Genomic DNA, 22,237 nt, shown 5'->3' with positions numbered 1-22,237 from the left:
CGTTACGCGGTCGCTGCCCGCGGCGACCGTCGACGCAGCTTTCGGCGCCCCCAGACAATCAGCCCGGTGGCTAGAAGCCCCACGAAGGCAATCGAGATCAGGACATTGACGAGCGCCGATGTGATCCCGAGCCAGTTCCCCTCATGCAGAAGCCGCGGCCAATTGCGGGGTGTCGGGGTCAGCCCCTGGCCGGTGATGGCGAACACGCGCATTTCGCCGCCGTCATTCAGCCGCACCAGCAACCTCGGTCCGATCGACCGGATCCATATCACTTGGCCGAGATCGTAATCCTTCGCGACGCGTTGCACCGCCTCGCGCAGCGGCAAGGGTCTGCCCTCCGGAGCGGAAGGGGCGGGCCCCGCAAACGACATGCCGAATGCCAAAAACAGGCCGGTGAGCGGACTAAGGATCAGGAGCGGCAGCAGGAACCAGCCGATACCCTTGTGCCAGCCGGATACGGTGTTTCGGAGCCGCGGCCATCCCATCGCGATCCCGATGGCGATCAGCATCAGCAGCGCGATCGTAGACGCGGTGACCAGCCATCCGAGATCGAGCAGCAGGGTCTCGTGCAGGCGTCGCGAAATCGCAAATGTCTCGGCCATGGCGCCCGGCGAATCAACGCGCTCGTTGGTCGACAGAACGACATGAGTTGCGTCACCCCGGCGGGCACCACCGATTGAAACGATGCCTGAATAGCCTCGGACGACAAGCGAGCGCGCGGCGCCGGTCGGATCGTGTTTCGCAAGGACCGCATCGACCGTCTCAGCCGTCAAGGACCCGCGTGCATTGTGTTGGACGATCGGCTCGAACGATAGCATCAGTCCGGTGACGATCAGCACGGCAAGCGGAATCGACAATGTCAGCGTGATCCAGCGATGGAAGCGCAAAAGCCAGAGCTGCAGCATGGTTGGTACGTCCTGGAAACGGACCGCGACCGTATCGCACGGCAGCCCGGACGACGATTGATCCTGCTCAAAGGGCGTTATGCGAAGCGGCCAGTCTGCGTTGCGATGGGTGCAGACATAGCGTGGTCTTCAATCCGGTTCGACACGCCGAACAGGCCATCGAACTCGGCTTTCAGCGCGGCGTCGAGGTCGTCCATCGTCACCGGCAGGCCGAGATCGATCAGGCTGGTCACGCCGAACTTTTGCTCGCGGACGCCGCAGGGCACGATGCCTCCGAAATGCGACAGGTCCGGCTCGACATTGATGGCGATCCCGTGCAGCGACACCCAGCTCTTCAGCCGAATGCCGATCGCGGCGATCTTGTCCTCATAGCCGTCACCCTTGTCGGGGCGGCGTACCCAGACGCCGACCCGGTCGTCGCGCCGCTCGCCGACCACGTTGAAATGCGCCAGCGCCCGGATGATCCATTCCTCCAACGTCGCCACATAGGCGCGCACGTCCTGCCGCCGCCGCTTCAGGTCGAGCATCAGGTAGACCACCCGCTGGCCGGGCCCGTGATAGGTCATCTGGCCGCCGCGGCCGCTCCGGTGGACCGGGAAGCGCGCATCGAGCAGTTCCGCGTCGGCGGCACTGGTTCCCGCGGTATAAAGCGGGGGATGTTCGACCAGCCAAACCAGCTCATCGGCCCGGCCGGCCGCGATGTCGGCAACCCGGGCGTCCATGTCCGCAAGGGCCGTGTCATAGCCGGTCAGGCCCGGTTCAATCCGCCATGCGGCGGGCGGACTGCCGGGGCGGGCTTGGAGCCCAAGCGGAATGGCGTCGCGCGTGTTAACCATCGATTCACCATAGCATGGTGACACTGGCCGTCCGATCCGGCATCCGGACGGCCGGAAAGGACATAGCCACGTGCCCACGCTCGACAAGGTCTCGCTCGATATCTCGGTTGTTCTCGGCACCTGCATCATGCCGGTGCATCAGGTGCTGCGGCTCGGCCGTGGCGCCATCATCGAGCTGGATGCGGGGGAGGACGACGACGTCAAAATCCTGGCCAACAACCTTCCGGTGGCGGAGGGGACGGTGGTCGTCAACGGCAACAGGATTGCGGTCGAGGTCAAGCGGTTGCTGCAGAAATCGCCCGACATGCGCTGAGGGCCTGGATCCGGGCGCCTTGGGAAAGCCGCGCGGCAAGCCCTTGTCGCTGCGGATCGCATTTGTTACATGCTGCCGACCTCACGCCGGGATGACCGGCGCTAGACCCCAAAACGCGGCCGTGGCGGAATTGGTAGACGCACTGCCTTGAGGTGGCAGCGGGTAACACCGTGGAGGTTCGAGTCCTCTCGGCCGCACCAAAATTTGGCGAGTCCCATCGGCTCCAACCGCACCGAATCAAAGGGGCCGCCCAACGGAAAGCGGCCCCCCGAGACTGTCTGGTCCGTGCCGTCTGGTACAGCACGTCTGGCATTCGCGGTCTGTCTGCTAACGACTGCGTTCTGCAGCGATCGGATCATGCCCGCGATGGCGCTGACGCTCGCTCGCGGAGACCCCCGCATCTGACTGGCAGTAAGGCCGACAGGTTGGTGCGGTTCGAAAAGCAACTTGCGCGCTAAATTCTAAGAACTGCTCACCCAGGCCTGGACGATTTTAACGGAACCGGAATTTCCCGATGATTTCCGCCGGCACCCGATCACACTGTCGGGAGACCGCTTCGGACTGCACCGGATCGAAGTGGGCTCACGGATCCGACGTCAGGCTGCCACGCGATCGAGCACCGGTAAAAGCCGCGGGTGCAGGTGCGCCTGAAGGCTCTTGAGGAAATTGATCAGCGCCAGTTCGTTGTCGTGCAAACGGCCGGTCCTGCCGATCCGGCTGGCTGCCCACAACACGTCTTCATCGGTTGCGCGTGGGGTTTGCCAGCGATACTCGGCGCCGGCGTCGTCCGTCGTGGGCTCGCGATAGGCGTCGCGGACTGCACCGACGCCGCCCGATACCATGCGCTGCATGAATGAGGCGACACCGGGCGGCGGTTCGTCGAGCCACGCTTCGCGCCGGAGCGCCTCCTGCCGTGAGGGAACCTGATAGCCAGACGCCGCCATCAGGAAATTGGCTGCGGCCTTGACGAACAGATCCGACCACGCGGGATCGTTGAGCGGGTGATGCGTCGCGTCATTGATGTCGAAAAGGATCTCGGCCTCGGGCCGCGTGATCGCGACATTTCCGTCGCCGCCGAAGGCGTAGAGAATACGCCGCACCAGTTCGGTCTCGTGATCCTCGACCGTCCCGACATTGCATGTCCGGCGCGCGCCGACCGTGCCTGCGCGGGTGATCACGCCGATCTTGACCTGCTCGAGCGCGAAGCGAACCAGTTCCACTGGGCTTTGCTGCGAGCGTTCGAGCACCTTGATCAGCAATTCGAGCTCGCAGGCGGTATCGACATGGCCCAAGCGTCCGATCCGCTGCATCAGCCAGGCCGCGTTCTGCTCGGAGACATAACCGGAGGGGTGCGCCTGGTTGACGACATAATCGGTCAGGGCCTCGACGAAAAAGCCTGGCCAGGCAGAATCCGCCTGCTGATGCAGGCGATCGTTCAATGCGAAGGCGAGCTCTGCGTCAGCCTCCGTGACCACGCCTTTCCAGAACACGCGATGGCGCAGCGTGAGGATGTCGTCGGCGGTAATGACGCCGCGCGACAGGATGGACTGGACGTGCTCGCTGTTTGGCATGATGTCGGCTCGCGATCCCGGAGCCCCGAGTGTTCCATATCCGCGTTGCGTTTCGGCTAAACCGAACGGTGAACACTCCGCATGCTTTTGCCCGGGAATTGACAATGATGCGGTAAGCACTCGGCAACTGTCGGCTTTAGCGGGAGAGAAGCGAGATTGCGGCGGAACCGCATCGGTTTGCGGTGATCGGCGCGATTCTTCCTGTTGTCACCAACACTTGCCACGCCTACAAGCGGCCGATTGCGTCACGGTATCGGTGCTGGGACGGCGCGTTGTGGGGAAATCATGGTCGGGCAGGACGCGCACGAGGCGGACGTGGATCGTCCCGATCCGAGCCCGGACGCCGATTCCTTCCGCGACGACACCGGCGCGATCCGTCCTGAAATTCTGGAGCGGGTGACGGATGCCATCCGTCAGCATGACAGCGCGGCGCTGAACGAACTGGTCGGCGACCTGCATGAGGCCGATACCGGCGATCTGCTCGAGGCGCTGGATACCGAATTGCGGCCCCAGCTGATCGAGCTGATGGGCAAGGACTTTGACTTTTCGGCGCTGACTGAGGTCGACCACACCGTCCGCAGCGAGATTCTCGAAGAGCTTGAGCCCGAAACCGTCGCCGAGGGCGTTCGCGAACTCGATTCCGACGATGCCGTCTACATCCTGGAGGATCTCGACCGTCAGGACCAGGTCGACATCCTGAACCAACTGCCGCCGATCGAGCGTATCGCGCTGGAACGCAGTCTGCTCTATCCGGAAGAATCCGCCGGACGGCGGATGCAGACCGAGTTCATCGCGGTCCCTCCGGACTGGAATGTCGGCCAGGCGATCGACTACATGCGGGAGACGGTCGATCTGCCGGATCGCTTCTATGAGCTCTACATCGTCGATCCGGCCGGCAAATTTCTCGGAGCGGTCGCGCTCGACCGACTGCTCCGGGCAAAGCGGCCGGTTCCTGTAATCGACCTGATGGATCCGGATCGCCGAAAAGTCCGTGCCGTTGAGGACCAGGAAGAAGTGGCGCGGCAATTCGAGCGCTACAATCTTGTCGCCGCGCCGGTGGTGGACGAGGACGACCGGCTGGTCGGCGTGCTGACTTTCGACGACATCGTCGACGTGATCGAGCAGGAGGCCGAAGAGGACATCAAGGCGCTCGGTGGCGTCAGCGCCTATGAAGAGCTGTCCGACTCGGTCTGGGACATCGTCAAGGCGCGCTTTCCCTGGCTGCTCGCCAATCTCGGCTGCGCGCTGGTTGCGGCCTGGGTCATCGGACAATTCTCGTCGTCGATTGAGAAAATGGTGGCGCTCGCGGTGCTGATGCCGATCGTGGCGTCGATGGGCGGCAATGCCGGAACCCAGACCATGACGGTCGCGGTGCGCGCACTCGCGACCCGCGAATTGTCGGATACCAATGCCTGGCGCGTGGTGCGGCGCGAACTTCTGGTCGGCATTTTCAACGGCATTGGTTTCGCGATCATCATCGGCGCTGTGGCGGCGGCGTGGTTCGGCGTCACCGATCTGTTCCTGGTGATGGGACTGGCGATGCTGACGGTGCTTGCAGCGGCGGCGCTTGGCGGCATCGTGATCCCGCTGATCCTCACAAAGCTCGGCGTCGACCCGGCCGTGTCGTCAGGACCGTTCGTGACCACGATAACCGACGTCGTCGGTTTTTTCGCGTTTCTCGGGATCGCAACGCTCTGGTTCAGGCTCGGCTAGCTGAAGTCGGCGGCGCGAGCAGAGCGTCCAGCGCGAGCGCTGTGTCGGCCGCGCTGACCGATTTCGGATCGAGCAGGCTCTGTCCGAACAGGAAAGCGTAGACCGTCATGGCCCGGGCAGAGGCGTCGCGCGCCGGCCAGCCAAGCCGTTCGAACAGGGCAGCGACGAGCTGTAATCGTTCGGCATCCACAATGCGTATGGCGCGTGCGGCGTCGTCGTCGTTATGGGCGAGCGCGCGGATGGCGAGCTCGATGGCAAGCCCCTTGGCATTGCCGCGTTTAGTATAGAGATCGGCAAGCCGGCGGAGCGAGAGGGCAGGGTCACCATCACGCGGTGCCTGCTCGCGGATCGCGAGGATGCGTCCGTCCGCCCATTGCGCCAGCATGGCATCGATCAGCGCGCGCCGGTCGGCGAAGTGCCAGTAGAAGCTCCCCTTTGTGACGGACAGCGCCTTGGCGATCGGTTCGACCCGGACGGCGTCGATCCCGTCGCTGGCCAATACGTCGAGTGCGGCTGCCACCCAAGCTGCCGCGTCCAGCGGACCGGACCGGGAAACGGCCTTGGCCGAAACATCTTTGGTGCGCGCCACTCGGCTTGACTCCAACCATACGGTGCCGTATTGAAACATACGCTACCGTATGGGTCAAGCAGGAAGCCATTGGCATGAGCGCGTTCGAGCCCCGCAATCCGCTTTGGGAGCAGCGCGTGCGCGAGAGTTTTGCACGGCAGCCCTTCATGACGCTGGTCGGCGGCGAGATCGCGTCGCTGTCGCCCGGCGCCTGCGCAGTGGCGCTGAAGGCGCGGCCTGATCTGTGCCAGCAGCGCGGATTTCTGCATGGCGGGGTCACCACGGCGCTGGCCGATACGGCGGCTGGATTTTCCGCTTATTCGCTGATGCCCGAGGGATCGGCGCCGCTCACGGTCGAACTGAAAATCAACCTGATGTCGCCTGCGGTTGGCGAGCGGTTCGTCGCGCGGGGCAGGGTCTTGCGCCCGGGCCGGACCCTGACCATCGTCGAAGTTGATGTCGATGCCGAGCAGGGGGCGGAAACCAAGTTGATCGCGCGCATGCTCGCGACCATGATCTGTCTGGAGAATACGCCCGACGCGCCGCAAGAGCCTCAAGAAGACGCGCGCGGCTAAGGTGCAGGAGCGGCCCATGATTTCCAACAGCTGGACCGGGTTCGATTTCGGACTTGGCGAAGACGTCGACATGCTGCGCGATAGCGTCCGCCGGTTCTCGCAGGCGAAGATTGCGCCGCGTGCCGACGAGATCGACCGCCAGAACGAATTCCCACGCGACCTGTGGCCGAAGCTCGGGGAGCTTGGCCTTCTCGGCATCACGGTCGAGGAGAAGCTAGGCGGGGCTGGGCTCGGCTATCTCGAACATTGCGTGGCGATGGAGGAGATTTCACGCGCCTCGGGCTCGGTCGGTCTGTCTTATGGAGCGCATTCCAATCTCTGCGTGAACCAGATCCGCCGGAACGGGACCGCCGACCAGAAGAAGCGCTATCTGCCGAAGCTGATATCCGGCGCCCATGTCGGCGCGCTGGCGATGTCGGAGCCGGGATCGGGCTCGGACGTGGTGTCGATGCGCACCCGCGCCGACAGGAAGGGCACGAAGTACATCCTGAACGGCTCCAAGATGTGGATCACCAACGGTCCGCTCGCCGACACCATCGTGGTCTATGCCAAGACCGATGCGACCGCCGGCGCACGCGGCATCACCGCCTTTCTGGTCGAGAAGAAGTTCAAGGGCTTCTCCACCGCCCAGAAGCTCGACAAGCTCGGGATGCGCGGCTCCGACACCAGTGAGATCGTGTTTCAAGATTGCGAGGTGCCGCAGGAAAATGTGCTCGGCGCTGTCGGCAACGGCGTCAACATCCTGATGTCCGGCCTGGACTACGAGCGCGTCGTGCTCGCCGCGGGTCCGCTCGGACTGATGCAGGCCGCAATCGATCTGGTGATCCCGTATATCCACGACCGCAAGCAATTCGGCCAGTCGATCGGCCGCTTCCAGCTCATGCAGGCCAAGATCGCGGATATGTATGTCGGCATGAACGCGGCAAAGTCTTATGTCTATGCTGTGGCCAAAGCCTGCGATGAGGGCCGCACAACCCGCGAAGATGCGGCCGGTGCGATCCTGTTCGCATCGGAGCGCGCAACCCAGATGGCGCTGGAAGCGATACAGGCGCTCGGTGGCAACGGCTATATCAACGAATTCCCGGCCGGCCGGCTTCTGCGTGACGCCAAGCTTTACGAGATCGGCGCGGGGACCAGCGAGATCCGCCGCATGCTGATCGGACGGGAGATTTTTGAGAAGACGCGGTGATCGTTGCGATGAAAAGCACGACGCGCGCCGAGCGCAGCCACCGGGCCACAGCGTTAATGGTTCATTGAACGATTGCGTGGATCATGCGGGCATGACTGGAAAGCCCGATCTGCGATTGCGCCTCAAGGCCGACGGCCGCATCGTCGAAGTTCTTCCCGATGGCAGCGAACGGACGGTGTCCGAGTCCAGCCATTTCCCGCAATTCACCGCGACCGCTTCACCCGGTCCTGCTGGAGGCGACGCCGCTTATGCACGCGCCATCCGTGCGGCGGCGCGCATGACGCAGGCCGAGTTTGCCGCCCGCATCGGCGTGCCGGTCGAGACCGTGCGAAACTGGGAGCAGGGCAAGCGCTCGCCGCGCGGTCCCGCACGCGCTTTGCTGCGCGTTATCGAAGGCGCGCCCGCGGTCGCGTTCGAAGTTCTCGGCAAGAAGCATTAGTCTGACGTGATTCAGTCTCGCGCCGCGTCTGCCGCATCGTAGACTGTGCGAGCCGCTGCGATTTTGGTCTGGGTTTTCTCGGCCCAGGTGATCAATGCGACCAGAGGTTCAAGCAGCGACTCTCCGAGTTCGGTCAAACGATAGTCGACGCTCGGCGGCTTGGTCGGGAAGACGCGGCGCGCAATCAGCCCATCGCGCTCGAGGTCGCGCAGCGTCTGCGTCAGCATGCGCTTCGAGATGTCCGGGATTGCACGTTGGATTTCGCTAAAGCGATGGGGCTTGAGCGCCAGCACGATCACGATCAGCGTCGTCCATTTGTCGCCGAGGTGGTCCAAGATACTCCGCACCGGACACCGCACCGGGTCGAATTTCATGCCGCTCCAGGCATCGAACCGCTTGGCAAGGCTCTCATGAGCCCGGCGGAGGTTATTGGTGCGTAACCCGGTCACGAAATTCTGCCTCCTTCCCTAATTCGATTAGGTCTCATAAGTGGACAAGGTCTCAAATATAGACCTGGAGTCCAACCATGACAACGACCGAAACAATTGCCATCACCGGAGCGACCGGCCACTTGGGGCGGCTCGTCATTGCCAATCTGCTCACGCTGGCGCCTGCCGTTCGCGTGATCGGCCTGGTGCGGAACGCGGCGGCGGCACAGGATCTGGCTGATCGCGGCGTCGAACTGCGTGTTGCCAATTATGACGACCCTGCGAGCCTGAGAACGGCGCTCCAAAGCGTCGACAAGTTGCTCCTGATTTCTTTGAGCGAGGTGGGGCGCCGCGTACCCCAGCATCGCAATGTCATCGATGCCGCGAGGGCGGCTCACGTCAGGCTCCTGGCCTATACGAGCATATTGCATGCGGATGTCAGCCCGCTTGCATTGGCGGTGGAACATCGCGAGACCGAAGCGCTGATCCGCGCATCCGGTCTTCCATTCGTGTTGTTGCGCAACGGTTGGTATACGGAAAACTATACCGGCAATATCGCTGCGGCCATTCAGTACGGTGCCGTACTGGGTTCGGCGCAGAATGGACGCATCTCATCCGCCGCGCGCACCGATTATGCGGCCGCCGCAGCGGCGGTGCTGTCAAGTCGCGAAAGTCAGGCCGGCAAAATCTACGAGCTTGCGGGCGATACGAGCTTTACACTTTCGGACTACGCGGCCGAGATCGCGCGGCAATCCGGCAAGCCGGTCATCTACAGGGATATGCCGGAGCCTGAATACAAGGCTGCACTGCAGAATGCCGGTTTGCCGGAAGCGTTTGCCGGGTTGATTGCCGAAAGCTCCGCAAAGTCCGCGAACGATTCGCTGTTCAACGGCGGACGGCAGTTGAGCTTCCTGATCGGGCGTCCGACCACCCCAATGGCGCGATCCGTGGCCGCTGCTCTCGCCGGTTGATCGAGTTTTCCCGGGCGCATCGCGGCCACGCTTGGCAGCGGCCGTCCGGCACGGCATTCTCCCGCGCGATTGAAATAGGGGGCGTGCGAATGGTTCCAGTGGTCGAAGTCAAGGGGGCGCGGATTCCGGCCATTGGGCTCGGCACGATGACGCTGAAGGGCGACATCTGTGTCGAGGCCGTCGCCGCTGCCCTGAAAATGGGCTATCGCCATATCGACACCGCCGCCTTCTATGACAACGAGGCCGAGGTCGGGGAGGGCATCCGCAAGTCCGGGGTGCCGCGCGACGAGATCTTCCTGACAACCAAGGTCCGTCACATTGACCTTGCCCCGGGCGACTTCGAGGCGTCGGTCGAGGCCAGCCTGAAACGGCTCGACCTTCCGCATGTGGACCTGCTGCTGATCCACTGGCCCAATCCCGATATTCCGCCGGAGATCTATATCCCTGCCTTGTGCAAGGCCAAGCGCAACGGACAGACGCGCCATATCGGCGTCGCCAACTTCACGATGGCGCTTCTGGAAGAAGCCGAAAAACTCGCCGACGAGCCGATCGTCAACAATCAGATCGAGACGCATCCGTTTCTCGATCACCGCACCATCCTGGCCTATTGCAAGGGCCGCGGTATTTCGGTGACCGGCTATTGTCCGCTGGGGCGCGGACGCATTCCCGGCAATGCGGTGCTCGAACGTATCGCCAAGACGCACAACAAAAGCGAGGCGCAGATCGCGCTCCGCTTCCTGGTGCAGGAAGGTGTGATTCCGATCCCGCGCACCGCGACGCCGGACAAGCTCAAGGCCAATGTCGACATTTTCGATTTCATGCTGGCGGAGTCGGAGATGACGGCGATCCGCAATCTCGCCGAGCCGGACGGTCGCATCGTGAAGCCCGCGCAATCTCCAAAATGGGATAGCTGACCGCGATGATGTATCTCGACGCCAAGGGCGCGCATATTCCGGCCATCGGCCTTGGAACCTGGGAACTGCGCGGCCGCGATTGCGCGCGGATCGTCGAGCAGGCGGTACGGCTGGGCTACCGGCATTTCGACACCGCGCAGATGTACGGCAACGAACGCGAGGTGGGCGAGGGTATCCGCGCCTCCGGCATCAAGCGCGACGAGGTGTTCGTTACCACCAAGGTTTCACCCGACAATCTCGCGCCGATGCTGCTGGCACGATCGGTGAAGGAATCCGTCGGCGCATTGCGGCTCGGCGAGATAGACCTGCTTCTGCTGCATTGGCCCAACAAGGGTATTCCGCTCGCCGAGACCATCGATGCGCTGGTTGAAATGAAGCGCGACGGCCTGGTGCGCAATATCGGTGTCTCCAATTACACGGTGGCGCTGATCGAGGAGGCGAGCCGGCTGTCGGGCGATCGCCTGGTCTGCAACCAGTTCGAGTTTCACCCCTATCTCGACCAGTCCAAGGTTCTTGCCGCATGCCGCGCGCATGGCATGGCGGCGGTGGCTTATTCTCCGATCGCGAAGGGCAGCACGAAAAGCGATTCCGTGCTCACCCGCATCGGCCAGTCCTATGGCAAGACCGGGGCACAGGTCTCTCTGCGCTGGCTGGTCCAGCAGGGGGTCGGCGCGATCCCGCGCACGAGCAAGGTCGAACGGCTGGCCGAGAATATCGCGATCTTCGATTTCAGTCTGACCGAGGCGGAAATGGCAGAGATCGGAAGGCTCGCGCATGCCGGCGGGCGGCTGGTCGACTGGGCCTGGTCGCCGAAATGGGACTGAGCGGCGAAACCGCTTTGGTGCTGTTTTCCGGAGGACAGGATTCGACAGTCTGTCTAGCCTGGGCTTTGCAACGGTTCGAAACGGTCGAAACCGTCGGCTTCCATTATGGTCAGAGGCATGCCGTCGAGCTGGATGTCAGGCCGGCCTTGCGCGAAACCCTGCGCGGGCTCGACGCAAACTGGGCGCAGCGTCTGGGCAACGACCATATGATCGATCTCGCGTCGCTCGGTCAGATTTCGGATACCGCACTGACCCGCGATGTCGCGATCGAAATGGCGGATAGCGGTCTGCCGACGACATTCGTGCCCGGCCGCAACCTGGTTTTCCTCACCTTTGCGGCCGCGCTGGCCTATCGCCGCGGCGCCCGGCATCTGGTCGCCGGGATGTGCGAAACCGACTATTCCGGCTATCCGGATTGCCGCGACGACACCATCAAGGCGATGCAGGTGGCGTTGACGCTTGGCATGGACCGCCGATTCGTGGTGCATACGCCGCTGATGTGGATCGACAAGGCGGCCACCTTCGCGCTGGCTGAGGAGATCGGCGGCGAGCGGCTGGTGCAGGCGGTCGTCGAACTGACGCATAGCTGCTATCTCGGTGACCGCTCGCTCCGCCATGATTGGGGCTATGGTTGCGGCGAGTGTCCGGCCTGCGAATTGCGCGCGGCGGGTTACGCCAAATGGAAAGAGGAATGCAAACGTCAATGACGAACGAGACGCGCCGCTGGGTCGAGGGCTCGGTATTTTTTCTGCTGTTCTGTCTGACCATTCCGGTGGCGAACTGGATGATTTATAATGTCGGCACCGTCTGCACCCGTGACGGTCCCTGTCTCATTCCCGTCGCGCCCGGATTGATGGCGCCGTCCGGCGTGCTGATGGTCGGTGTGGCGCTGGTGCTGCGGGATCTCGTGCAGAGGCGTCTCGGTCTGATCGCGGCGGTCGCCGCCATCCTGATCGGTGCCGGGATCTCCGGACTGGTCGCGCCGCTCGCGCTGGTCACGGCGTCGGCCGCCGCGTATCTGATCTCCGAATTTGCAGACCTTGCCGTCTACACGCCGTTGCAGGAGCGCCGGTTTCTGGCGGCGGTCGTCGCATCGAGCATTGTCGGTCTCATTGTGGATTCGATCGTGTTCCTGTGGCTTGCTTTCGGCTCGCTTGATTTCCTGGCCGGACAGGTGGTGGGCAAGGCCTGGATGGTGCTGCTGGCCGTGCCGTTCATTCTTTATCTGCGGCGCCGCGACGAACAGATCGGCCTCAGCCCGGCGTGATCGAGGGATAGACAAATGAGTGCGCTCGACGACCTGCGTCACATCACCACCGGGACTATCACGACGATCCTGCTCAAGCGCGGTATCCGTCACAGCTGGATGAGCGGACCGATGCCGCTCGTGCCCGGCGGCAAGCGCGTCGTGGGGCCCGCCTTCACGCTCCGCTTCGTCCCGGTGCGCGAGGATCTCGCGACGCCGGAAAGCTGGGGCAAGCCGATTTCTACGCGTGCCGCGATCGAGGCCATGCCGGAGGGGTGTATCGCGATCGCCGACGCGATGGGGGTGCAGAGCGCCGGAATTTTCGGTGACATTCTCGTCATGCGCATGGTCAAGCGCGGCGTGCAGGCGCTGATCACCGACGGCGTGATGCGCGACAAGACTGGCGTCCTCAAGACCGGATTGCCACTCTGGTGCGCCGGCATTGCCGCGCCCGCATCGGTCAACGGCCTGACCTTCGTCGGCTGGAACGAACCGATCGGTTGCGGCGGCTGCGCGATTTTTCCAGATGACGTGATTGTCGCCGACGACGATGGCGCGGTGGTGATTCCGCAGGCGATGGTCGAGACCGTCGCCAAGGAGGGCGCGGAACACGAGATCTATGAGGAGTGGGTGGTCCGCGAGGTGGAAAAGGGCGTGGCGCTGCCCGGCCTCTATCCGATGAATGACGAAACGCGGAAGCGCTACGAAGCCGAGCGGGCGAAAAAATAGCTGTGCGATGGCCGGAGCCACGAAGAGATAGCGATGTTCGGGCTGTCGAAAATCCTCGGCTTCTTCGCGCTGCCATCCAATCTTCTCATCGTATTGGCGCTCGCTGGCATCCTGCTCATGCGCACGCGCTTTCGCAGGTTCGGGCAGGGGCTCGTGATCGGCGCGATTCTCCTGCTCGTGGTTGTCGGCATCGCGCCGGTTGGCAATGCGCTGATGCTGCCGCTGGAAGAGCGCTTCCCGAAATGGGATGCGAAGAGGGGCCCGCCGCACGGCATTGTGGTCCTCGGCGGCGCCGTGTCTCCCGACGTCTCGGCCGCCCGTAACGAGATTGCGCTCAACGAGGCGGCGGAGCGAATGACGGCAACGGCGAAGCTTGCGCGTGAACACCCGAACGCGCGGATCGTCTTCACCGGCGGCAGCGGCCGGCTATTCGGGGGCGCGACCGAGGCCGATTTCGTCACTGATCTGTTCGAAAGCTTCGGCATTCCCCGCGATCGCATCACCCTGGAGAACCGTGCCCGCAATACGGTCGAAAATGCCGTCTTCACCAAGGAGCTGGTGCAACCCAAGCCGGCCGAGCGCTGGTTGCTGGTAACCTCGGCCCATCACATGCCGCGCTCGGTCGGCATCTTCCGCAAGGCCGGCTTTCCGGTCGAGGCTCACCCAGTGGATTTTCGGACAAGAGGCGTGGCCGATCTCACCGGGCCCTTCGGCTCGCTCGCCGCCGGGCTCGCCCGCACTGACGCGGCGATGCATGAGTGGGCCGGCCTGATCGTCTACTGGCTCACCGGGCGGACCAGCGAACTATTCCCGGGCCCGCACGCGTCGGCTGGCTGCGACAAGGCTGCGGACGGCTGCCGGCCTTAACGCCGCGTTACGGTTACCAATTCGAAAACATTTTTGCCGAGACTCCGATTCGTCAGGGCGGAGGGCTCGGAATGCGGATCGAGGCACGCGTTATACCGGTCGACGGAATTTCGGCGGTACCCGGTGTCAGCCAGGGCATCGACCAGGAGATGGAGGATGCCGAGGCGCGGCGGCAGAAGCGCGAATTGCTGCTTCTGAATATCGCGACCGGGTTGTCCGTGGCACTGGTGTCCTGCGCGTGGATTGCGATCGCGCTCGACTGATCATTCCGCAGCCACCGATTTGCTGGCGTCGGACGTGAATTGCCGGCCCCACATCACCACGACGATCGCTGCGGTGCTCGCGAATAGCAGCCAGGGGGACACGAACCACCCGAGATAGCCGAGCGCGAAGAAGAACGCGCGCTGGCCGCGGTTGAAGTGCCGGCCTGCCGACTCGCACAGCCGGCTGGTCCTGAGCGCGTGCTGTTTCGCTTCCGGCTGGTCCTTTTCCGCAGACGGCGGCATCGCGCCGATCATGATCGCAACATAGTTGTAGAGCCGGTACGACCAGGCGAATTTGAAGAAGGCATAGACGAAGATTACGGCCAGTCCGATCGCCTTGATCTCCCACAGCATGCGCGTCGTCTGAACGCCGAATGGCAAGGTCGACACGATAGTGATGAGATCGTCGGTCGAGCGCAGGATGGTGAGGGTGCCGCCGACCGCGATCAGGGAGGTCGACGCAAAGAACGCGGTGCCGTTCTGCAGCGACGCCATGATCTGGGCGTCGACCATGCGCATGTCGCGCCGCAACATCTCCTGCATCCAGTTCTCGCGATAGACGTGCATGCGGGCGTTGAGGCCGGTTTCTCCATGCTTGGTCCATTCGAGAACCAGCGCGTAGCCGAGCCAGCAGACGACGAAGAAGGAGAGCGCGAGAAGATCGGGGATCGTGAACAGGGGCATGGGCGACTCGATATGCAGCTCGGTCAGCATCCTCGCGAATTGTCGCACCTGTGCAAATGCAACCTGTAATTGTAATTAAACTGACCTGCCTATGTTAGACTAAAGTCGTAGTATGGACTACGGTGGAGCCACGAGCTCCTTGCAGTGGCCCTCCGCAGCAAACGAGGAGACGGCCTATGGCACACGACCAGACCCAACAACCGCAGCACCTCAGGGATCCATGCTGTCCACGGCTCTGTGGACGGGCGGGGCGCTTCTTGTCGTCCTGGTGGTCGCGGTTTACGCCGCGATGTAACGTTCGCAAGCGTCAATCCGGATCATGGCGGCGCGGCGTTTCCGCGCCGCTTTTGTTTTGACTTGAACGCCGACCCTGATTTTGGGAGTTACGACGTGACCGGAAAAGGTTGCGCCATGACTCAAAGCATCACCAAGAGCGTCAAGTCGCTTGTCGAAGAAGCCGAAAAGGACATCGAAAATCTTTCGGTTGAGCAGGCCATCGGTCTGCATGGCAAGGAGGACGTGCTGCTGGTCGATATCCGCGACATCCGCGAATTGCAGCGCGACGGCAAGGTGCCGGGCGCCTTTCACTGTCCGCGCGGCATGCTGGAATTCTGGATCGATCCGGAAAGTCCGTATCACAAGCCGGTTTTCGCGCAGGACAGGAAATACGTGTTCTTTTGCGCAGGCGGGATGCGCTCCGCGCTCGCCGCTCATACCGCGCAGACGATGGGGCTGAAGCCGGTCGCACATATCCGCGGCGGTTTCGGGGCGTGGAAGAAGGCTGGCGGCCCGATCGAGGAACCGCCTGCCAAGGCGTAAGTGACTGGCTCCATTCACGCGCCTGATCGACGCAATCATTTCTTTTCGCTTGCGCGGGAACGGAGAGGCACCCATGCAGGATCGTTCGCTTGCATCGAGAGGCACCGATGGCGCTGAAGCTCATTCTCGGTAACAAGAATTATTCATCCTGGTCGCTACGGCCGTGGATCGCGATGCGCCATGCAGGGCTCGACTTCGAGGAGGAAGTGATCCCGCTCTATGAGCCCGGGAGCCGCGAGCGGATCCTCCGCTATTCGCCCACCGGCAAGGTGCCGGTCCTGATCGACGGCGACATGACGGTCTGGGAATCGCTCGCGATTCTTGACCATCTCGCCGAGCGTTTCCCCAAGACGCAGCTTTGGCCCGACGATCCGCAAGCGCGCGCGCACGCCCGCGCCATCTCGGCCGAAATGCATGCGGGCTTCGGACCGCTCCGGCGACATTGTCCGATGAACATGCGCCGCACCAGAAAGCGCGACCTTACCGCCGAGGTCGATGCCGACGTGACGCGGATTTCGGAGATCTGGACGGACTGCCGGGCGCGCTTCGGGGAGGGCGGGCCTTTCCTGTTCGGACGCTTCAGTGCTGCCGACGCCATGTATGCACCGGTCGTTTCTCGCTTTGCGAGCTACGAGATTGGCGTCGGGGCGGCCTGCGAAGCCTATATGGCGGCCATGATTGCTCTTCCCGCGTGGCAGGAATGGCGAGCCGCAGGGATCGCCGAACCCTGGGTCATGCCCGGGAACGAAATGGATTGAGGTGACGCGGACGGAACCTCTGCTGCATCGCGGCGTTTTCCTGTTCCATACGAACGTGAACGCGTGCAATGCCGACCAGTCTGCTGCGCAAGAACAGGAATGTCTGGCGCGTGGAGCGCGCCGGTCGGGCAGCCATGCTGGTCGATGGCGCTGCCTATTTCGCGGCGCTGCGCGAGAGTCTGCTCAAAGCGAAACACTGCATCTATATCGCCGGTTGGGACATCGACAGCCGCATGCGCTTGGTCGGTGCGTCCGGCAAACCCGATGATGGCCTGCCGGACACCCTGGCGGAATTTCTCTCCGCCATCGCGCAACGCCGGCCAGACCTGACGATCCATCTGCTTCTGTGGGACTTCTCGGTTCTCTATTCCCTGGAGCGCGAGGTTTTTCCGACCCTGTCGCTGAACTGGAGAACGCCGGACCAGATCCGCTTTTGTCTCGATGACGACCTGCCGCTTGGCTGCTCGCAGCATCAGAAGATCGTGGTGGTGGACGACGCTGTCGCCTATTCGGGCGGGCTCGATCTGACGATCCGCCGTTGGGATACGCCGGATCACGACATCAACAACGACTTGCGGCACGATCCGTCGGGCCATCCCTATCGGCCCTTCCATGACGTACAGGCCGTGATGGATGGCGCGGCGGCGAAGGCCCTGGGCGATCTCTTTCGCGACCGCTGGCGCCGGGCGCGATGCCTGGAACCGGAGGTGCCGGCCGTTGCCACGGATTGCTGGCCGGACAGCGTCGTCCCCGATTTCACCGATGTCGATATCGGCATCGCGCGTACCTATCCGCAGCGCGAGGGGGCGCCGGAGATCCGTGAGGTCGAACGCCTTTTCCTCGACATGATCGACGCTGCAGAGCGCACCATCTATGTCGAAAACCAGTTCATGACGTGCGATGCCATCGCCCGGCGTCTGGCGCAGCGCATGCGCCAGCGCCGCGACCTCGAGGCCGTATTGGTGGCGCCGAACACGCCGGAGTCCTGGATTGAGTCCCACACCATGCGCAACGGGCGCATCCGCTTCCGTCGCATTCTGGAGGACGCAGGCGTGTTCGACCGCGTGCGGTTCGTGCATCCGCAAGTCCAGCAGGACGGCGCGAGCGTCGACACGATGGTGCATTCGAAGGTGATGGCGATCGACGACCGGTTGCTTCGCATCGGGTCCGCCAACCTCAACAATCGCTCGATGGGGACGGACACCGAATGCGACATTGTGATCGAGGCAGGCAACGAGACACAGCGCACCGCGATCGGCGAACTCAGGAACAGACTGCTCGGCGAGCATTGCGGCGCGAGCGCGCATGATGTTGCCGAACTGCTGGACGACGGCGGATCGATCACACAGGTCGCCGATATTCTGTCGCGGAACGGCCACGCGCTGCGCCCGATCGACGACGGCGAACCGGATAGCACCGAACCGGCCTATATCGAGGCTATTGCCGATCCGCCAAAGCCGCTGTCATGGCGATGGCTGACGGGATGGCGCCGGAGTTCCGCGGCCGGGATGTTTTCCAGTCATGCGTGGAAGTTTGCGCTCGCCGGTCTCGTTGTGGTGGCGCTGACGCTGGCCTGGAATACGACGCCACTGGCCGAATTGGCTGACGTGGATCAGTTGCAGGATCTGGCCGCCGATGTGGCGGAGACGTCGTGGGCCCCGTTCGCAGTGATCGCGGCTTTTGTCGCCGGCGGGCTCGTCGCCTTCCCCGTGACGATCCTGATCGCGGCAACGGCCGCAAGTTTCGGGCCTTGGACCGGCTTCGGCTACGCGCTCGCGGGTGCGCTGGCGAGCGCGATCCTCACCTATGGGATCGGGGCCGCCGTCGGCCGCGACGCCCTGAAAAGCGTGCTCGGCAAACGCCTGAACGAAATTCGCAACAAGATCGCACGGCAGGGACTGATCGCGGTTGTTGCGATACGGCTGGTGCCGATCGCTCCGTTCACGCTGGTCAATCTTGTTGCCGGCGCGAGCGGTATCAGGCTCTGGCATTACATTGTCGGTACCGCGCTCGGGCTGCTTCCCGGTCTGGTCGTGATGTCGCTTCTCGGCAGCCAGATCATGCGCCTGTTCACGTCGCCGAACCCAACGGAGATCGCTATCGCAGCGCTGCTATTCGCCGTCTGGATTGCGATGGTTTTCGGCCTCCAGGCCGCCGTTTCGAAATATGGAAGCGCTTCTTGAGTGTCGAACGGCGGCGCGCCATCCGCGTGATGACCTGGAATATCCACGGTGCGCTCGGCCGCAATCCGCGCTTCGACCTGCAGAAGGTCGTGGCGCTGATCCTGCGCGCCGATCCCGATATCGTTGCGCTGCAGGAGGTGGATTCGCGACGGCAGGCGGGGATCGACCCGTTCGTGATGCTGCAGGAGGCGCTTGGCCATTACGGGATCGGCGCGAAGTCGATCGTCACCGCGGACGGCGCCTATGGCCAGATGCTGATGAGCCGCTGGCCGCTGCGCGACAGCGAGGTGCGCGATATCTCCTATGGCGAATTCGAGCCGCGGCGCGCCATCCGCGCCTGTATCGACACGCCGCAGGGGGCCTTGCACGTCGCAGCCACCCATCTTGGCCTCAGCATGCGCGAACGCCAGCGTCAGGTGCGGGTGCTGCTCGATATCATCGGGGAGCACACGCCGTTTGTCCTGCTGGGCGATTTCAACGACTGGTTCTGGCCGGGTTCGGTGCGCCGGGTTCTCGCGCGCGTCCTGCCGGACCGATCCCGGCATCGCACCTTTCCATCGGGCTGGCCGCTGCTGCGGCTCGATCGTATCTATTGCCGACCGCGCGGCATCCTGGTCCAGACCTGGAGTGACCCGGAGGCGCAGAGCATCTCAGACCATCTGCCATGCATCGGCGATCTGCTGATTGCGGAGGAGGGCGAAGACATGATGCTCGCCCCGAGCATCGCACCCCCGATGGCAGTCCCCTGAAACAGAAAACCCGGCCGCTGGCCGGGCTTCCCATCCGACGCGCGACACCGGGAGTACATCCGTCCCGCGCGCATCGAAACTTTACAGACTATCGCAAGCAATCATTAACAATTTGTGACCGTCCACGAGGGCAACGCCCGAGTCGGTACAGGGTTCCGCCGGAGCCTTGAATTCGCCCCGGCGGATTACCCAGCTCAGCAGGCTAGGCGTCGATGACCGCGACAATCCGGTAGCTGCTCGGCTCGATGATGATGATTTCATCCTCGACCAGCACGAAGCGATAACCGCGCCACTGCGGATAGACCTCGACGACTGTAGGCGGCAGCGCATGGAGCGTGACCGTACGCGGGACCGTCGTCCCGACCGAGATGTTGAAGTTCACGTTAGTTTCGCGCTTCACGTTCGTCTGGCGAATGTTCGTGGAAATCTTGCTGCGCTGTTCGCTGGTCAGCGAGGCGCTGCCAGAACCGGCGGCACCCTGTCCGGTCGTCGCGTCGCCCTTGCGATCCGACTTGGTGTCAGTGGTGTTACGGTCAGCCTTCGGCGAGGATTTGTCCTGTGCGCGATCCTGACGCTGTTCACGCTGTTCCTGCGTGCGTTGCTGCTTCTGCTCGCCGCGATTCATGTCCTGCTGGGCGCGGGCCGGAGGCGCTTCCTGGCGCTGCTGCATCTGTCCGCCCGGGGCCCCGCTGCCACCCGGCTGCGAAGGTGTGGTGGATTGCTGCGCCGGCGAAGTGGTCTGCGGCGCTGCGGCCGGGCCCTTGTCCTGCGCATGCGCGAGCCCTGCGCCCGCGATCAGTGCTGCGGCGGAAACTGAAACGAGTAATCGAGACCTCATGGGGTGACTCCTGTCGTTGCTTTTGTTCATGAACCCCGTGCTCCGGCACGCACCGGTCGCGCTTTCAACGTGCTGCGGAAGGCACCGTTCCCCATGCGTGCGGCGAATTGCGGCTGCGCGATCACTTCCGGCAACATTGTGTTTCATTGCTCCCGCTTGTGGCCAATCGCTTCGCATCGCGGCATAGTTCCGTTCCTTGAGAATCGGGGAGGGTGGCGTGGCGCGCATCGAATCTGTGGTCGACACCCGCTCGCGCGAGTTTCTGATCAATGCCGGGCAATGGCAGCTGCTGATCGACGAAGTGAGGGCGGCGCGCGCGGCCGCAGCACTCGGCGGCAATGAGAAATCGCGCGAACGCCATGTGTCACGCGGCAAGCTGCTGCCGCGCGAGCGCGTGATGCGCCTGATCGATCCGGGCTCGCCGTTTCTGGAACTGTCGCCGCTTGCCGCCTACGGCATGTATGACGACGACATCCAGGCCGCCGGCATCATTACCGGGATCGGCCGGGTGTCTGGCCGCGAATGCATGATCGTGTGCAACGACGCTACCATCAAGGGCGGCACCTATTATCCGATGACGGTAAAGAAGCATATCCGCGCGCAGGAGATCGCGCGCGAGAACCGGCTGCCTTGCATCTATCTGGTCGATTCCGGCGGCGCCAATCTGCCGAACCAGACGGACGTGTTTCCCGACCGCGATCATTTCGGCCGGATCTTCTACAATCAGGCGCAGATGTCCGCCGCCGGGCTTCCGCAGATCGCGGTGGTGATGGGGTCCTGCACCGCGGGCGGCGCCTATGTGCCGGCCATGTCGGACGAGTCGGTGATCGTAAAAAATCAGGGCACGATCTTTCTCGGCGGCCCGCCGCTGGTGAAGGCGGCGACCGGGGAGGTGGTGTCGGCGGAGGACCTTGGCGGCGCCGACGTGCATACGCGAAAATCCGGCGTTGCCGATCATCTTGCAAACAATGACGAGCACGCGCTGGCGATTGCGCGCCGCATCGCAGGCAATCTCAACACGGTCAAGCGGGTCGACATTCCGTTGATCGCTTCGCGCGAGCCGCTATATGACGCAGCCGAGCTGCAGGGTCTGGTTCCGACCGACTTGAAGAAGCAATATGACGTGCGCGAGATCATCGCCCGCATCGTCGACGCGTCGGAATTCGACGAGTTCAAGAAGCTCTACGGCACCACGCTCGTCACCGGCTTCGCGCATCTGTCCGGCATGCCGGTCGGGATCATTGGCAATAACGGCATTCTCTATTCGGAAAGCGCGCTGAAGGCGGCGCATTTCATCGAGCTGTGCTGCCAGCGCCGGATCCCTCTGTTGTTCCTGCAGAATATCGTGGGCTTCATGGTCGGGCGCGATTACGAGGCCGGTGGCATCGCCAAGGACGGCGCCAAGATGGTGATGGCAGTGGCCAACGCGCGAGTGCCCAAGATCACCCTCATCGTCGGCGGCTCGTTCGGCGCCGGTAATTACGGCATGTGCGGGCGCGCCTATGGCCCGCGCTTTCTCTTTACGTGGCCGAATGCCCGCATCTCGGTGATGGGCGGCGAGCAGGCCGCCTCTGTGCTTGCCACCGTGCGGCGCGACAATATCGAGGCTGGCGGCGGCGCATGGAGCGAGGTGGAGGAGGAGGAATTCAAGCAACCCATTCGCGAACAATACGAGCGGGAGGGCAGCCCGTATTATGCCACGGCGCGGCTTTGGGACGACGGAATCATCCTGCCCGGCGAGACGCGCCGCGTGTTGTCGCTTGCGCTGTCCGCAGCACTGAACGCGCCGGTGGAAGAGACGAGGTTCGGAGTGTTTCGGATGTGAGAGGAACCGGGATGTCGGCTTTGCGTTGAC

25 protein-coding genes and 1 tRNA gene are annotated in these 22,237 nt (G+C 63.3%); 19 read left to right on the top strand and 7 right to left on the bottom strand.

Annotated elements, in window-relative coordinates; genetic code table 11:
• Positions 1–2 precede the first annotated feature (2 nt).
• Together AC5I5I_RS23775 and lipB are read right to left on the bottom strand one after the other, a co-directional pair.
• Positions 3–905: a PepSY domain-containing protein gene (locus tag AC5I5I_RS23775; RefSeq protein ID WP_495977265.1), complete on the bottom strand. Its 903-nt coding sequence runs from the start codon at positions 903–905 to the stop codon at positions 3–5.
• 77 nt (positions 906–982) lie between these two features.
• On the bottom strand, positions 983–1,741 hold the full coding sequence (gene lipB, locus AC5I5I_RS23770; RefSeq protein ID WP_495977263.1) for a lipoyl(octanoyl) transferase LipB: 759 nt from the start codon (positions 1,739–1,741) through the stop codon (positions 983–985).
• Between the two features lie 70 nt (positions 1,742–1,811).
• Between lipB and AC5I5I_RS23765 the strand changes: the two genes are divergently transcribed.
• Together AC5I5I_RS23765 and AC5I5I_RS23760 are read left to right on the top strand one after the other, a co-directional pair.
• On the top strand, positions 1,812–2,054 hold the full coding sequence (locus tag AC5I5I_RS23765) for a FliM/FliN family flagellar motor switch protein (protein ID WP_495977261.1): 243 nt from the start codon (positions 1,812–1,814) through the stop codon (positions 2,052–2,054).
• 115 nt (positions 2,055–2,169) lie between these two features.
• A tRNA-Leu gene (locus tag AC5I5I_RS23760) sits at positions 2,170–2,254 on the top strand.
• Between the two features lie 396 nt (positions 2,255–2,650).
• On the opposite strand, the gene AC5I5I_RS23755 is transcribed toward AC5I5I_RS23760, so the two are convergent.
• Positions 2,651–3,625, bottom strand: coding sequence for a hypothetical protein (locus AC5I5I_RS23755; RefSeq protein WP_495977259.1), 975 nt, complete (start codon positions 3,623–3,625; stop codon positions 2,651–2,653).
• Between the two features lie 285 nt (positions 3,626–3,910).
• Between AC5I5I_RS23755 and mgtE the strand changes: the two genes are divergently transcribed.
• Positions 3,911–5,338: a magnesium transporter gene (gene mgtE / locus AC5I5I_RS23750; protein ID WP_495977257.1), complete on the top strand. Its 1,428-nt coding sequence runs from the start codon at positions 3,911–3,913 to the stop codon at positions 5,336–5,338.
• Here the strand turns inward: mgtE and AC5I5I_RS23745 are convergent.
• Entirely contained in the window at positions 5,325–5,927 is a 603-nt protein-coding gene (locus AC5I5I_RS23745; RefSeq protein ID WP_495977255.1) for a TetR/AcrR family transcriptional regulator, read from the bottom strand. The genes mgtE and AC5I5I_RS23745 overlap by 14 nt on opposite strands.
• Before the next feature lie 74 nt (positions 5,928–6,001).
• On the opposite strand from AC5I5I_RS23745, the gene AC5I5I_RS23740 reads away from it, so the two are divergent.
• From AC5I5I_RS23740 to AC5I5I_RS23730, 3 genes are all read left to right on the top strand, one after another.
• Positions 6,002–6,481, top strand: coding sequence for a PaaI family thioesterase (locus AC5I5I_RS23740; RefSeq protein ID WP_495977253.1), 480 nt, complete (start codon positions 6,002–6,004; stop codon positions 6,479–6,481).
• 16 nt (positions 6,482–6,497) lie between these two features.
• Positions 6,498–7,670 (top strand): isovaleryl-CoA dehydrogenase, encoded by a 1,173-nt coding sequence (locus tag AC5I5I_RS23735; RefSeq protein ID WP_495977252.1) that lies wholly within the window; start codon positions 6,498–6,500, stop codon positions 7,668–7,670.
• A gap of 91 nt (positions 7,671–7,761) precedes the next feature.
• On the top strand, positions 7,762–8,109 hold the full coding sequence (locus AC5I5I_RS23730; RefSeq protein ID WP_495977250.1) for a helix-turn-helix domain-containing protein: 348 nt from the start codon (positions 7,762–7,764) through the stop codon (positions 8,107–8,109).
• Between the two features lie 11 nt (positions 8,110–8,120).
• Here AC5I5I_RS23730 and AC5I5I_RS23725 read toward each other — a convergent pair whose 3' ends face one another.
• A complete protein-coding gene (locus AC5I5I_RS23725) occupies positions 8,121–8,483 on the bottom strand; it encodes a winged helix-turn-helix transcriptional regulator (RefSeq protein ID WP_495977370.1) in 363 nt (120 codons plus the stop codon).
• A 152-nt stretch (positions 8,484–8,635) separates the two neighbouring features.
• Here AC5I5I_RS23725 and AC5I5I_RS23720 point away from each other — a divergent pair, with 152 nt between their 5' ends.
• From AC5I5I_RS23720 to AC5I5I_RS23685, 8 genes are all read left to right on the top strand, one after another.
• Positions 8,636–9,508, top strand: a complete 873-nt coding sequence (locus AC5I5I_RS23720; protein ID WP_495977246.1) for an SDR family oxidoreductase — start codon at positions 8,636–8,638, stop codon at positions 9,506–9,508.
• An 89-nt stretch (positions 9,509–9,597) separates the two neighbouring features.
• A complete protein-coding gene (locus tag AC5I5I_RS23715) occupies positions 9,598–10,422 on the top strand; it encodes an aldo/keto reductase (protein WP_495977245.1) in 825 nt (274 codons plus the stop codon).
• 5 nt (positions 10,423–10,427) lie between these two features.
• Positions 10,428–11,246, top strand: coding sequence for an aldo/keto reductase (locus AC5I5I_RS23710; protein WP_495977243.1), 819 nt, complete (start codon positions 10,428–10,430; stop codon positions 11,244–11,246).
• Positions 11,237–11,953 carry a 7-cyano-7-deazaguanine synthase QueC gene (queC, locus tag AC5I5I_RS23705; protein WP_495977241.1) on the top strand — a complete coding sequence of 239 codons (717 nt, stop codon included), beginning with the start codon at positions 11,237–11,239 and terminating at the stop codon, positions 11,951–11,953. The genes AC5I5I_RS23710 and queC overlap by 10 nt, the downstream gene beginning before the upstream one ends.
• Positions 11,950–12,513 carry a VUT family protein gene (locus AC5I5I_RS23700; protein WP_495977239.1) on the top strand — a complete coding sequence of 188 codons (564 nt, stop codon included), beginning with the start codon at positions 11,950–11,952 and terminating at the stop codon, positions 12,511–12,513. Before queC ends, AC5I5I_RS23700 begins: the two co-directional genes overlap by 4 nt.
• A gap of 15 nt (positions 12,514–12,528) precedes the next feature.
• Positions 12,529–13,221 (top strand): ribonuclease activity regulator RraA, encoded by a 693-nt coding sequence (locus AC5I5I_RS23695; RefSeq protein WP_495977237.1) that lies wholly within the window; start codon positions 12,529–12,531, stop codon positions 13,219–13,221.
• 33 nt (positions 13,222–13,254) lie between these two features.
• The gene (locus AC5I5I_RS23690) at positions 13,255–14,088 is read left to right on the top strand and encodes a YdcF family protein (protein WP_495977235.1); all 834 of its coding nucleotides are present in this window, start codon (positions 13,255–13,257) and stop codon (positions 14,086–14,088) included.
• Between the two features lie 71 nt (positions 14,089–14,159).
• On the top strand, positions 14,160–14,351 hold the full coding sequence (locus AC5I5I_RS23685) for a hypothetical protein (protein ID WP_495977233.1): 192 nt from the start codon (positions 14,160–14,162) through the stop codon (positions 14,349–14,351).
• Here AC5I5I_RS23685 and AC5I5I_RS23680 read toward each other — a convergent pair whose 3' ends face one another.
• Entirely contained in the window at positions 14,352–15,035 is a 684-nt protein-coding gene (locus AC5I5I_RS23680) for a DUF599 domain-containing protein (protein ID WP_495977231.1), read from the bottom strand.
• A 411-nt stretch (positions 15,036–15,446) separates the two neighbouring features.
• On the opposite strand from AC5I5I_RS23680, the gene AC5I5I_RS23675 reads away from it, so the two are divergent.
• The 4 genes from AC5I5I_RS23675 to AC5I5I_RS23660 all read left to right on the top strand — a co-directional run bounded on the left by AC5I5I_RS23675 (position 15,447) and on the right by AC5I5I_RS23660 (position 19,544).
• Complete coding sequence (locus AC5I5I_RS23675) at positions 15,447–15,854, top strand: rhodanese-like domain-containing protein (protein WP_495977229.1); 408 nt, start codon at positions 15,447–15,449, stop codon at positions 15,852–15,854.
• A 107-nt stretch (positions 15,855–15,961) separates the two neighbouring features.
• Positions 15,962–16,612, top strand: coding sequence for a glutathione S-transferase family protein (locus tag AC5I5I_RS23670; RefSeq protein ID WP_495977227.1), 651 nt, complete (start codon positions 15,962–15,964; stop codon positions 16,610–16,612).
• Positions 16,613–16,680: 68 nt separating this feature from the next.
• Complete coding sequence (locus tag AC5I5I_RS23665; RefSeq protein WP_495977225.1) at positions 16,681–18,795, top strand: VTT domain-containing protein; 2,115 nt, start codon at positions 16,681–16,683, stop codon at positions 18,793–18,795.
• A complete protein-coding gene (locus AC5I5I_RS23660; protein WP_495977223.1) occupies positions 18,792–19,544 on the top strand; it encodes an endonuclease/exonuclease/phosphatase family protein in 753 nt (250 codons plus the stop codon). The genes AC5I5I_RS23665 and AC5I5I_RS23660 overlap by 4 nt, the downstream gene beginning before the upstream one ends.
• A gap of 202 nt (positions 19,545–19,746) precedes the next feature.
• Here AC5I5I_RS23660 and AC5I5I_RS23655 read toward each other — a convergent pair whose 3' ends face one another.
• Positions 19,747–20,382, bottom strand: a complete 636-nt coding sequence (locus AC5I5I_RS23655) for a DUF1236 domain-containing protein (RefSeq protein WP_495977221.1) — start codon at positions 20,380–20,382, stop codon at positions 19,747–19,749.
• Between the two features lie 262 nt (positions 20,383–20,644).
• Here AC5I5I_RS23655 and AC5I5I_RS23650 point away from each other — a divergent pair, with 262 nt between their 5' ends.
• Entirely contained in the window at positions 20,645–22,207 is a 1,563-nt protein-coding gene (locus AC5I5I_RS23650; protein ID WP_495977368.1) for a carboxyl transferase domain-containing protein, read from the top strand.
• The last annotated feature ends 30 nt before the right edge of the window (positions 22,208–22,237 follow it).

The organism is Pseudorhodoplanes sp. (genome assembly GCF_059499825.1).
The sequence above is the reverse complement of the archived record's forward strand: the minus strand, read 5'-3'. Positions and strand labels throughout refer to the sequence as shown.